The organism is Spirosoma sp. 209 (assembly GCF_002006735.1).
Taxonomy (GTDB): Bacteria; Bacteroidota; Bacteroidia; order Cytophagales; family Spirosomataceae; genus Spirosoma; species Spirosoma sordidisoli.
Window position 1 is genome coordinate 45,239 of record NZ_MVEC01000014.1, and the last position, 12,772, is coordinate 58,010.

9 protein-coding genes and 1 pseudogene are annotated in these 12,772 nt (G+C 54.1%); 2 read left to right on the forward strand and 8 right to left on the reverse strand.

Annotated features, from left to right (window positions below; all coding sequences use genetic code 11):
* Position 1 precedes the first annotated feature (1 nt).
* Both B1C80_RS20710 and B1C80_RS20715 read right to left on the reverse strand, forming a co-directional pair.
* A complete protein-coding gene (locus B1C80_RS20710) occupies positions 2-1,447 on the reverse strand; it encodes a RagB/SusD family nutrient uptake outer membrane protein (RefSeq protein WP_077923126.1) in 1,446 nt (481 codons plus the stop codon).
* A gap of 25 nt (positions 1,448-1,472) precedes the next feature.
* Positions 1,473-4,580, reverse strand: coding sequence for a TonB-dependent receptor (locus B1C80_RS20715; RefSeq protein ID WP_077923127.1), 3,108 nt, complete (start codon positions 4,578-4,580; stop codon positions 1,473-1,475).
* 291 nt (positions 4,581-4,871) lie between these two features.
* Here B1C80_RS20715 and B1C80_RS20720 point away from each other — a divergent pair, with 291 nt between their 5' ends.
* Together B1C80_RS20720 and B1C80_RS20725 are read left to right on the forward strand one after the other, a co-directional pair.
* Positions 4,872-5,642 (forward strand): SDR family oxidoreductase, encoded by a 771-nt coding sequence (locus B1C80_RS20720; RefSeq protein ID WP_077923128.1) that lies wholly within the window; start codon positions 4,872-4,874, stop codon positions 5,640-5,642.
* Between the two features lie 68 nt (positions 5,643-5,710).
* Positions 5,711-6,445 carry an IclR family transcriptional regulator gene (locus tag B1C80_RS20725; RefSeq protein ID WP_077923129.1) on the forward strand — a complete coding sequence of 245 codons (735 nt, stop codon included), beginning with the start codon at positions 5,711-5,713 and terminating at the stop codon, positions 6,443-6,445.
* Between the two features lie 351 nt (positions 6,446-6,796).
* Here B1C80_RS20725 and B1C80_RS20730 read toward each other — a convergent pair whose 3' ends face one another.
* From B1C80_RS20730 to B1C80_RS20750, 6 genes and pseudogenes are all read right to left on the reverse strand, one after another.
* A complete protein-coding gene (locus B1C80_RS20730) occupies positions 6,797-8,485 on the reverse strand; it encodes a hypothetical protein (protein ID WP_077923130.1) in 1,689 nt (562 codons plus the stop codon).
* Positions 8,486-8,981: 496 nt separating this feature from the next.
* Positions 8,982-9,848, reverse strand: a complete 867-nt coding sequence (locus B1C80_RS20735; RefSeq protein WP_077923131.1) for an oxidoreductase — start codon at positions 9,846-9,848, stop codon at positions 8,982-8,984.
* Between the two features lie 83 nt (positions 9,849-9,931).
* The gene (locus B1C80_RS20740; protein ID WP_077923132.1) at positions 9,932-10,834 is read right to left on the reverse strand and encodes an AraC family transcriptional regulator; all 903 of its coding nucleotides are present in this window, start codon (positions 10,832-10,834) and stop codon (positions 9,932-9,934) included.
* Between the two features lie 216 nt (positions 10,835-11,050).
* Entirely contained in the window at positions 11,051-11,524 is a 474-nt protein-coding gene (locus B1C80_RS28540; protein ID WP_077923133.1) for an aldo/keto reductase, read from the reverse strand.
* 37 nt (positions 11,525-11,561) lie between these two features.
* Positions 11,562-11,675, reverse strand: a pseudogene (locus B1C80_RS29010) (hypothetical protein); the annotation flags it as partial.
* Between the two features lie 84 nt (positions 11,676-11,759).
* Positions 11,760-12,707, reverse strand: coding sequence for an AraC family transcriptional regulator (locus tag B1C80_RS20750; RefSeq protein WP_077923171.1), 948 nt, complete (start codon positions 12,705-12,707; stop codon positions 11,760-11,762).
* Positions 12,708-12,772 lie beyond the last annotated feature (65 nt).

Here is a 12,772-nt window from a genome sequence, read left to right on the forward strand (position 1 = left end):
CTTAATAGCCTGTATTTTGTGTCAGCTTTTTGTTCAGATCAATTTCGCGCAGTGGGATCGGGTACAGTTTCTGATGGCTCAACACCTTCAGCCCTTTGGCCGTCAGAACCGTCATATACCGATCGGTACGCAGCAGATCGAACCAGCGATGATTTTCGAAGGCCAGCTCAACCCGGCGTTCGTCTTCGAGGGCCAGCCGCATTGTCGCCTGGGTGAGGCCCGTTTTGTCAGCGAGGCCGGCCCGTTTCCGAACCTGATTCAGGAACGGCAGGGCGTCGGCTGTTTTGCCCTGTTCGTTGAGCGCTTCGGCATACATCAGCAGTACATCGGCGTAGCGTAGTATCGGAAAATCGACGTCGGAGTCGGCATTTAGTGCTCCCTGTTGCCGGAATTTCACCACATACGCATCGGCCACATCGCGCCCCTGCGCGTTTTTATAAGTGGTTAGCAACGACGCATCCTTGCGCACGTCACCCGCTTCGTAGGCTTTGACCAGATCGGCCGTGGGGCGATTGAATCCGCCACCACCGCCACCGCCCGTGCCGAGCAAGGCAGTACCGGCGTTGAACGGTGCCCAGTTCGACCACATATCGGAGCCCTGCCCGATTTGTCCCGACAGGTATTGCACCGCAAAAATCACCTCGCGATTGGCCGCAAACGAGGTTGTGTTGGCAAACACACTGGCATACGACGGCATCAGGTCGTGCGCCTTCGAATCGACAACCTCTTTTAGTTTTGCAGCCGCATTATCGTACTGCTTAAGGGTCAGGTAGACCTTACCCAACAATGATTTTGCCGCCCAGCGGGACGCCCGGCCGGCTTCGGCGTTGGCAATCGTAGCGGGTAATTTCTCTTCGGCTGCTTTCAGGTCGTTCACAATGAGTTCGTACACCTGAGCCGCCGGACTCCGGGGCAGGTCGTTAGCCCCGTAGGGCGAGCTAACCTCCGACGTAAGCAATTGAACATCACCAAAGAACCGAACCAGGTTGAAGTAGAACATGGCCCGCATAAACTTGGCCTCGCCCTCGAACCTGTCTTTACTCGCCTGCGGAATCGTGGTGGCAGGCAGGCGATCCAGAATGGCATTGGTCCGGGCAATGCCCAGGTAATGCCCCGTCCAGGCAGCCCCGACGGTAGCGTTAGAGATCGTAATCAGGTAGTCGTCGATCTCGAAGATCGGGAGGTTTACCGGCTGACGCGTAACACCCAGATCAGTGTTGTCGGTGATGATTTCGGCCATCGAAAACAGGGCACCGCTTCCCCCGCCGTATAAACCGGGGTTTTTCAGGGTCGCATACACCCCCACCACGGCGTTGTTGAAATCAGCCGTTGTTTTGTAGAAGTTAACTTCGCTTCGTTCGGTAACCGGCACCTGCTCCAGGAATGACTCCTCACAGGCGGTCGATAACAGCGCCAGCAGAACCAAAGATATATACTTGATTTTCATCGTCTTGTGAAGGTAAAGTGGTGGGTTAAAAACCGAGATTGATACCAAACGTGATGGTACGGGCCTGTGGGTACGTGCCAAAGTCGAGGCCAGCCGCCCGAACATCGTCGCCCGATCCGCTCACCTCCGGATCGAAGCCGTTATAGTTGGTGAAGGTGAACAGGTTCGTCGCCGTGGCATACACCCGCGCAGAGCCCAGACGCAGCCGATTCACGACAGACGTGGGTATGTTGTAGCCGAGCGAGACATTGCGAATCCGCAGGAACGACCCATCGAACAGGTAGGCACTGCTAAACACCGTGTTGTTGTTCCGGCTTCCGCGGATAGCGCGGCCATACACGCCGTTGCCCGGTTGTGTAGGCGATACGTAGCGGTTGTCAAAAGCCTCCTGAATCTGGTTCTGAACGCCGGAGGTGTTGATCGAGAAAGTAGAGTTGAAAATCTTTTGCCCCACCATACCGTTAGTCAGCACGTCGAGCGTGAAGCCCTTGTACGAGAAATTGTTGTTAAAGCCGAAAAAGAAGTCGGGATGGGGACTGCCGATCACCGTCCGGTCGTTATCGTCGATCCGGCCATCGTTGTTGATGTCTTCCCACTTGAAATCGCCCGCTTTGGCGAAGGGCTGTTTACCGTAGGTCGTCGCTTCTTCGTTGGTCTGGAACACGCCGATCATCCGCCGACCGAAGAAGCTTCCGATGGGGTCGCCCACCTGCGTCACGGCGTATACCTGCCGGCCCAGTGCCGACGAGAATATTTTCTCCGTTTCGGCACTCATGGCCAGCACCTTGTTTCGGTTGAAGGTAATATTGAAGTTGGTGGTCCACTTAAACGCCTTCACCGTATTCCGAGTGGTGAGCGCCAGTTCGATACCCCGGTTCTGCACTTCGCCCAGGTTGACGAGCGCACTCGTCAGTCCGGTTGCCGATGGGGTCTGAATGCTAAAGAGCATGTCGGTATTGCGCTTGTCGTAATAGTCGGCCGTGACGGCAACCCGGCTGTTGAGCAGACTAAAGTCAATGCCCAGGTCAAGCTGCTTCATCGATTCCCAACCCAGCAAACTATTGGTGAACGACGACCGGCCGAGACCGGGGGCCAGCGCATTGCCCAGCACATAGTTGGCATCGCGCAGTTGGCCAATGGCCCGATAATCGCCAATAGCATTGTTACCGGTCAGGCCGTAGCTGGCGCGCAACTTCAGGTCCGACACGAATGTCAGCCCCTTCATGAAATTCTCTTCCGATACCCGCCAGCCCACGGATGCCGATGGGAACGTACCCCACCGGTTGTCGGCACCGAACCGGGATGACCCATCGCGCCGAACAGTAGCGGTAAACAGGTATTTGTCGTTCAGCGAGTAGTTGACCCTGGCCAGGTACGACAGCATCGTATGAACCGTTGTGCCCTCACTCCCCGCATTGACCGTACCCCCGTTAATATTGTCGATCAGGTTGTCGGGAAAGCGGGTGGCCTGCGCCTGAATGCTATTGGCGTAGGCATTCTGGGCGGTGAAACCAACCACGGCATCAACGGCGTGGCGACCCACCTGCTTTTTGTAGCTAAAGGTGTTCTCTGTGAGCCAGTTGGTGGCTTCGCTGTTGGTGGCGGTGGCGTTGGTCAGCACCGATACCGGGTTGTACGTGTTGGGATCGAACCGGCGGTTTTTCGAGTAGTTCAGGTCGGCCCCTACCGTCGACCTGAACTTCAAGCCGTTCAGGATTTCGTATTCGGCGTAGGCATTCCCAAACAGGCGGAACTGGGTGCCGTTGATCTGTAATTCATTCGCCAACTGCACCGGATGCGGATACGCAATGTCGCCTTCGGTGGGTTGGTAGGTGATGGTGTAATTGCCGTTGGCGTCATAAACAGGCACATACGGAGGCAATGACAAAGCCGCCTGCACCACCGCCCCGCCCGAGTGGCCAATGGCACTGACATCGTCGATTTTAGTGAAACTTGGCAGCATCGTTACACCCACCGTGAGTTTATCCGACAGTTTGCCATCCAGATTAAGCCGAAAACTGTAGCGCTCCAGACCGGAACTGATGATGATGCCTTTCTGGCTGAAATAACCGCCCGACAAGGCATACCGCAGCTTGTCGGTACCGCCCGATGCCGACACCTGGTAGTTTTGAATCGGGGCCGTGCGGAAAATAACGTCCTGCCAGTCCGTATCGGGAAGCTTAGACAGGTCGCCCTGGAGGATACTCGGAATCTGGTACGAATTGGGGCGAACAGAATTCGGGTCCGTTACCTTTCCCGTAGCCACGTTATCCAGATAGCCGTTGTTACGCCCTTCGGTGACGAACTGGGCAAAATCGCGGGTATTCAATAAATCCAGTTTTTTGGCTACCTGCTGAAAACCCGTGTACGCGTCCACTTCGATGCGTGCTTTACCCGCCTTTCCGCGCTTGGTTGTGATCATGATAACCCCGTTAGAGCCGCGCGATCCATAGATAGCCGTTGATGAGGCATCTTTCAGCACGTCGATACTCTCGATATCGTTGGGGTTGATGGTGTTGAGCGGGTTGCCGATGCCTGAGTTGGTCACCGGGTATCCGTCAATCACAAAGAGCGGTTCGTTTCCGCCTGAAATTGAGCCAATACCCCGAATCAGAATGTTGGTGTTGCCGCCGGGCGCACCGTTGCTCTGCGAAATCTGCAAGCCCGCTACCTGCCCCTGCAATGCCTGATCGACGCCCGAGACGGGTAACTTCTGAATATCTTTTGAACTCACCGAAGCAATGGCGCCCGTCAGATCTTTCTTTTCCTGGGTACCGTAGCCAACCACCACAACCTCGCCCAGCGTTTTATCGCCGGGTGTCAACTGGACATCAATCGTCGACCGGTTGGCAACGACTACTTCCTGGCTAAGGTACCCCACGTAGGATACAACCAGTACGGCATTACCGGCAGGCACCGATAGCCGGTAGATCCCCTCCGCGTTGGTTGTTGTACCGTTGGAGGAGCCTTTGAGCAATAGCGTCACGCCGGGTAATGACTGGCCGGTTTCATCGGTAACACGGCCGGTGACGGTCAGGGTAGTTTGGGCATGAGCTGTCAGAAAAACAGCCAGCCCCAGCATCAGCAGCAGCCAGGTTCTCTTTCGAATGCGGGAAGTAAAGTCAGGGTTCATAATGATTATTATTTGACAATAGTAAATAACAATTCTATAATGCAATACTATATCTTTTATCAATATCCAGCAATTATTTTCACTTATTTTTTATAAATCATAATTATTCCATGTTTTCAGGTATAAGTATTATTATAATTTTATCTCATTTTTCTTAATTACATTAGCTCATTTGCTACAAATAATCCAATTTCAACGAAATGCTCACGCTAGGCTGGGCGTCCAGCTTACCAGTCGTGTTATTTCGTATTTATCTGTTATACTTGCGTCTTACTACAACAATGATACACTATGAGTGTCGCTTCTCTTTTTGACCTAACGGGTAAGGTGGCCCTGGTAACGGGCTGCAAACGGGGTATTGGCCGAGCAATTGCCATAGGGCTGGCGGAGGCTGGGGCCGATATTATTGGCGTCTCTGCGTCACTCGAGACAAGCGGGAGTGAGGTAGAGCAGGCTATCAAAGCGCTGGGCCGGGAGTTCACCGGGTACCAATGTGATTTTAGTCAGCGGACATCGCTATATGCGTTCATTGACCAGATCCAGCGTGCGTTTCCCGTCATCGATATTCTGGTTAACAATGCCGGTACCATTCTGCGCAAGCCGGCCGCCGAGCACCCCGACGAGTATTGGGATACGGTCATTGAAACGAACCTGAATGCGCAGTTTGTGCTGAGCCGCGAACTGGGAAAAGGCATGCTCGAACGTGGCCAGGGTAAAATAATATTCACGGCTTCGCTACTGACGTTTCAGGGCGGCATCAACGTGCCGGGCTATGCAGCCAGCAAAGGTGCCGTGGGGAGTCTGGTGAAGGCGCTGGCTAATGAATGGGCAGGCAAAGGGGTAAACGTCAACGCCATTGCACCGGGTTACATTGCTACTGACAATACCGAAGCCCTGCGGGCCGACCCCGACCGCAGCCAAAGTATTTTATCCCGGATTCCGGCTGGGCGCTGGGGTGAGTCGGACGACTTTAAAGGGCCGGCTGTCTTTCTGGCATCCGCGGCCGCTGATTACGTTCATGGCACCATTTTGACAGTAGATGGTGGCTGGATGGGGCGTTAACTCCTTTCCATCCGAAAACGAAGCGAATCTGTCAGCCGTTACTTATCCGATTTTGCTTACATTCCGTTATGGTACTAGTCATTATTAAAGCGCTGGATGTGCTGGAGTACGTAGCCCGTGACCAAACCCGGCCGTCTACGCTTACCGAGATAGCCGAAGGGTTGCAGCTCAACCCGGCCACCTGTGCCAACATCCTGCAGACGCTGGTCTCCAAAAATTACCTCGAACATGTAGGGCGTAAAAAAGGCTACCGACTGGGTCCGATGGCTTTCAGCCTGACCAACAACGCCAACTACGAGCAGCAGTTGGTGTCGGCGTCGAAAGAGGTTATGGAAGCGCTGACGCTCGAGTTGAACGAAACCTCTATTCTGGGCGTCATTCGCAACAACAAGCGGTTCATTCTGCACCTGGTCAATAGTGATCAGGATTTGCAGGTTCGCAGCCGAACCGAACGAAACGTGTATGAAACGGCCAGTGGTCGGCTTTTGGTCGCCTTCATGCCCCCCCGTGAACTGGAAAGTCTGGTTAATCAAATTGGTTTACCGGCATCGGATGTCTGGGAAGAGGCCACTACGGCCGAGGGCCTGGCTTCCAGCCTGGCCAGTATCCGGCGTGATGAGCTGGCTGTTACCATTTCCAAAACGCATATCATCGGGCTGGCTGTCCCCATTCGTCGGGGCGACCTGGTCATCGCCAGTCTAAGTGTTTTTCTGCCTCAAGTGCGCTGCAACGCCCGCCGTCGGAAAGAGATAGAACAGGCCCTGCACCGGGCGGGTCGGGCAATCAGCCAGCAGCTGAATTAACCCTTACAGGGGCTGGCTGAATAATACTTGTTAGCAATCTGAATAGCCCCTGCAGGGGGAGTTTGGGGAAGGTATCTGCTGACGTTAATCGGCTCGAATGGGCTGACTTTTCTACCCCCCAGGTCCGCGACGGCGGCCCGGCCTAAGAGGTTGTTTGGGGAAGGAATTGATGTGAATCCTACTAGCCCGAATCGCTACCTTTTTACCCCCAGCCCCCTAAAGGGGGAGTTAGCTCCGCCGAATGAGCTCCCCCTTTAGGGGGCTGGGGGGTAAAAAGGTAGCCCATCGAGCCGACTAAAGTCAGCAGATACCTTCCCCAAACAACCTCTGAAGAGTGCAGCCGGGCTTTTATTACTTTTTGAAGGCCTGGGTTATCTCTCGTAAATCTACGTCCATCAATTTGTCGATCTGTTCAAAAGCAGTGCCTACGCCCGTTACCGTTGCTTTTTCTATGTCTTCGGCCTGTAACTCCAGCGATGAGTTTCTGTCAGTAGTACTTAATGAATAGCGAAGTTTATCGGCCAGGGGCTCCATGTTGCGGTAAATATGGCCCCAAAGAGTCAGCTCGATCAAATCGAACTGTGGTTGTATAATATCGCTTAGGTCAAATGGCGATTGTAACTTTTCGGCTGGGTTAAACTTGTCAAAATAGGTATACAGCCGGGGCCGGAATATAGGGATTTGGGAGAGGATAAAGTCAATGGTCCAGCAGCGTCCAAAGCGTGCCCAAAGGGCTTGCCGCACCACGATGCCCACCTCAAGCAGGGGCGTATTGCGGTTAATTTCCCGCAATCCGGTGTATTCAAAATGCAGGAGTAACAACTCCCAATAGCAATAACGACCTACGTTAGGAGGGGCTATCCAGAGGGCTACGTTGATAAAATAGCGGCTTATTTTTTCCCAGTTTGTTTTATTGACCGCATTCTCCAACCCAATCAGATTCATATTGAACCAGTGGTGCCAGGTGGAATCGACGACAACACGGCCCACGGTGCTGCCATTGCTACGGCCGTCATACACACTGATCATGGGGAAGTGAGCAGCGTTCACTGGCCCTTTCTGGTGGTTCAACTTGGCTTCAATAGTTCCGTAGGCGATAATCTGCGGCCTGGGTTGTACGCCACCTGCATCCGGGTATTCCTTCTCCGGCCCAAACCCCACCGTAGCCGCATAGTCAATGGTGGCGGGGTCCTCGCAACGACCCTCGTGCGGGTGATCAGGCATTACATTGATGGGGCCATGGGTGGGGTGGCAAAGTATCCGATGGGGGTATTTGTACCGGAAAAATCCCTGCCGAATAATGCGTTGGGGCACCCATTGAATGGTCTGGGGCAGGTTATCGCTTTCATTGGCGTTGGCAATCACATCAACGCCGGTATCTTCATCGGGGGTGGCGGGCCGGTTGGTATCCAGTCTGGATGGCCCGTTAATTGGCGGTACACCATCGGCGTTGGTCCATTTGCGCATGCTGCCCACCCGGGGTATCCGATGGCACATGCTGGCACCAAGGTAGTCGTGATCGCCGGTAGCAAATACGCCCCCTCCCTGGTTCATCCAGTCGGTCAATACCCGTAACTCGGCGTCGGTACTATGCCAGGGGTGACTGGTGATGTTTGTGTCTGGCCCGGCAGCATTGTCTGGCGCGAAGCCAAACAGGAATACTTCGTGGTAGCGGTTCAGCACCGGATTGCCACCGGAGGTGGAGTCGAAACGAAAGTCGATGTATCTGGGCTCAAACGGGCCGGGTGAGGCTACTTCCGTGAACACAATATCGGCCGGGTTTATGACCGTTGGCCGTTGGGCAATGTCTACCTTAAAAACGGTACAACCCACCGTCGTTTCCCGCAACAGCTTGATAAAACGACCAACGCCAAAACCATCATTTTCACCAATGCGAACCGAGGTGTCAACGACGATCAGTACGCTAATTCGACGGCGTGTCCATTTCACTAAATCTTTGTAGTGATCAAACGACCGGTAAGCGCCCTCCACCTTGATAGGTGAAGTACCTTCTTTAAAGATTGAAAAGGTGTTTGCCATGATAAGTTGGTTTTAGGTGCGTCAATATTGACACCTAAAGTTTCAAGGCATACAGGGCATCTGAAAGAGTATAAGTACCTGTTTTTGTGTACGGTAACAGGCCTGGGGTTTTACCTGCTATTTCCGGATCAGCTGGTCAATTTACAGGGGATAAGACACCCTAGCCTTCCATAGTATCCATTTGGGAGTTTTACTGATAGACAGCCAGGAAGCTCTCGCTGGGCTTCGGATCTGAACGAACCCAGTCAAATACCGTTACGGGTAGACGCCCGCAGCCAGGGGAGGCATAAGAGCTATCCTCGTGGGTACGGGTAATGGTCTTTAGAATGAGTGGCCGCAACGGCTTATTTACCCAGATGCATGTGCCTGGATAGGGGTCCGGGACAATTGGCCCTGCTGGATTGACCCACCGCTATCGTTGACCGGCCGTCTGACGAGTAATCCGTATGGTGTGCTCAGTCAACCACACCATACGGATCTGCCTAATCGTTCGTGCTTAGGACGTGGCAGAATCGCCAACCGTCGTAAAACCGGTGGCTACGGTAACGGCTTTCCAGTTTTCCAGATCATGCTGCAAGGCCTGTATTTTCCCATACGCCATATCGTAAGCGTCCTGACCGAGCAGCAAATGCAGGGGCGGGTTGGGCGCGTTAGCCACCTGGATTATCGCGGCTACCGCTTTTACCGGATCACCGGGCTGATTGCCTCTGATTTGTTCCCGATGCATAGCTTCTGACTCCCGCACCAGGGCGTAATCGGACAACTGCCCCTGCGCGACCCGCATCGAGCCTGACGACAGGAACTCGGTCCGAAAATAACCGGGCTCAACGATTGTTACCTTCACCCCAAAGGGGGCTACCTCGGCAGCCAGCGATTCCGATAAGCCCTCGACGGCAAATTTGGTGGCGCAATAAATACCCCAGCCAGGAAAGCTACCCGTAATGCCGGCAATCGAAGAAATATTAATGACATGACCGGACTGCTGTTTCCGTAAGTAAGGCATAACCTGCCGGATGACATTCAACATCCCGAATACATTGACCTCGAAATTGGCCCGGGCTTCTTCATTCGTCAATTCTTCCAGACTACCCAGCTGGCCATAACCCGCATTGTTGACGACTACATCAACACGGCCAAACTGGCTGACGGTGGCGTTGAGGGCCTCTCTAACACTGGCCTCGTTTTCCAGATCCACAGCCAGTGGCAGAAAATCAGCCGACTGGCGACCAACGGCCTGGCGCAGTCCATCGATAGTGCGGGAGGTTGCTGCCACCGCATGGCCGGCCTCCAGCAATTGATTGACCAAACCCAGACCGAATCCTTTAGAGGCCCCCGTGATAAACCATACTTTTTTGTTCTCCATGTTGCTTGCGTGTTTATTGGCAGCAAAGGTCGGGGAGCAGGGTCTATCCCGGCTTTCGCCAATCAAACCAATGCTTACCAAATTCAAACAGTTCGAAAGGCAGATGGGGTCAGTCGGGTATGCTTTTTAAAGAAGTAGGTAAAATGAGCTGGTTCGTCGAAGCCCAGGCAGTAGCTGATTTCAGCAATGTTCCAGTCGGTATGTTTCAGCAAGGCGGTGGCTTCGCTGATAAGCCGATCGGCGATGTGAGCCGTCGTTGTCCGGCCGGTGGTATCACGGATGGATCGGTTCAGGTGGTTGACATGCACCGACAACTGCCGGGCAAAATCACTGGCCGACCGTAGCCGGAACCGCTGCCCCGGCAACTCGATGGGAAACTGACGTTCGAGCAACTCGATAAAGGCAGCCGTGGTGCGGGACTTAGCATCCGGGTGCTGATAAAGGCTGTCGGAGGGCTGGAATTTCAGGGCTGTATGAATCAATTCGGAGAGGTAGCTGTGAATCAGATCATATTTGTAGATATAGTCTGAGTTGACTTCAGCTAGCATTTTCTCAAAAAGCCCGCTTACCAGGTCATCCTGGGCGGCTTCGAGCGGGTAAGCCGGTTTACCCCCAATCCGGAACATGGGTAACTCCTGCAGGTTACTGCGCATGCGCTCAGCCATGAAGGCCTCCCGAAAGATGCAGAAGAACCCGGTTTGCCTGTCGGAAAGAGGCTCCCAGTTATAGGGCACCTGCGGATTAAAAAACAGCAGGGTCGACCCATTAACCCGGATACTTTTGTCGGCGTAATGATAGAGGTTGTCTCCCCGGATCAGGGAAACTTTGTAGTAATCACGGCGGCTGTACTGAACAGGAACGGTCCCCTGACCGATGCAGTCCTCTAAGCGGAACACATTGATATGCGTGGCGTCATGGTGCAGACCAGCCGGTTGCTGGTTAAATTTCAGTCGGTAAAAATCGGCTATTGTTTCTGTTGGCCCCATGGAACAAACTTACACAATACAACCAAGCAATTGTTATTTGACGACTTTATAACCAGCTATACTATAAATCGCCACCAGGCAAGCTACCAGTCATCGGAGGGAAACTGTCAAATGCTTACGAACGCGGTTTGGCACCGTTTACCAGGAGTTCTGATACAAGATGACGGGACCGTGACGCACACAAGCCTGATACTGGGTACGTTGACATCTATCCTTCTACCAACTAAGCGGTGAGCCGCCCAGTCGTCCCTGCCTGTCGGCACCTTCGTTGCTCTGCTGGTACCTGCCCGCCAGAAAGCCAGCGGACTCCAGGGCAACAGACTCAGTCCGCATTTGCGACCGGCAGGAGTGTGCCCCTGCTCCACCAGCGAGTACTCCATCTGCAATGGGGCCGGGTATCTGATGAACGTCGGCTAAGATTGCAGCTTGAGCCGTGTAGCAGGCGGGCATGTCTGAAAAACTGATATACCGAATCTTACCCGCCTGCACCAGAGCGCCCAGCGTGTGCAACACCTCCTCCACGGGTATCACCATATCCCAGACGTGCAGCCAGTAAAGGTCCACGTAGTCGGTCTTCAGCCGACGCAGGAAGTTTTCGAGGGCGTGGTGAATATGCTTGCGGCCGTTGCTCCCCGCGCGCGGGATGCGCGGGGGCGTGTTGAAGCCAAATTTGGTCGCGCAACCCGCCATCAGCTATGCACTGGCCGACGAGTTCTTCTCTGCGCCCACCAGAATCGGCGTTGGCGGTGTCGATCAAGTTACCCCCGGCATCGACGTACTCATTAAAGATCAGTTGGCGGGTGTCGTCAGGCGAGTTCCAGGCCGTGTTGCCAAAGGCCATGATGTCCAGTCTCCACCAGGCCGGAGCGACCCAGTATACGATTATCAGCCAGTGTCATTAATAGCTGTTGCTGGAGCGAAGTCGCTATTGCGCCGAGAAACGGAAGGCCACCGGGCTGAGGCCCGTCTTGCTTTTGAACAGGCGGCTGAAATACTGTGGGTATTCGAAGCCAAGCTGAAAAGCCGTCTCGTTGACCGACAGAGACGTTGTCAGCAGGAGCCGTTTGGCTTTTTCGATCAGGGCCTGGTGAATGTGCTGCTGGGTGTTCTGACCAGTCAGTACGCGCAGCAGATCACTCAGGTAGGCGGGTGACACGTTCAGCTGATCGGCGAAAAACTGAACCGTTGGCAAAGGCTGGTCAGTTTCCTGCGCGAAATAGTCCTTCAGCGCCGTCTCGAACCGGCTCAATACCGATCCTTCGTCACGGTCGTGTTCGACCGAACGCCGGGTAACAAACTGACGGGTGTAAAAACGGTCGGCGTAGGTTAACAGCAACTCGACCTGGCCTACCAATACGTCCTGACTGAACGCGTCGATCGGCCGGTCGCACTCCGCCCGCAGGTTATCGAGCAATCGGCCAAGCTGAACTTCTTCCTGTTCCGACAGGTGGAGCGCTTCATGCACGGCGTAGGCGAAAAAGCCATAGCTGCCGATTCGTTTGCCTACCGGGTATTTCCGCAGCAGGTCCGGGTGAAAGACCAGCATCCAGCCCGTCACCTGGGTGGTATCTAGTGACGGATCGACAGCGAATACCTGGCCGGGCGCTGAAAAACCCATGACTCCCTCGCTGAAATCGTAGGGGCGATGGCCGTAGTACAGCAATCCATTCAGGTTTCGTTTTAAAAATACCGTGTAGAGTTGGAGGGCGACTGGTTTGTGTATACCCTTGCCGCCACGGGCCACCACCTGTTGATTAGCCGCTCCCAGATCAATCAGGGTGAGCAAGGGATGCGCGGGGGCGGGCAGGTCGTAGAACCGGGTATACTCGGTAACGGTCTGTAGCGTCTGGATGTCGGTGGTCGTGTGTTTCATCGATACGATAAACCATTGGCTGTAATCCGTTTCGGGTTGTTGATTCGCCTGTATGGGCAATCCAA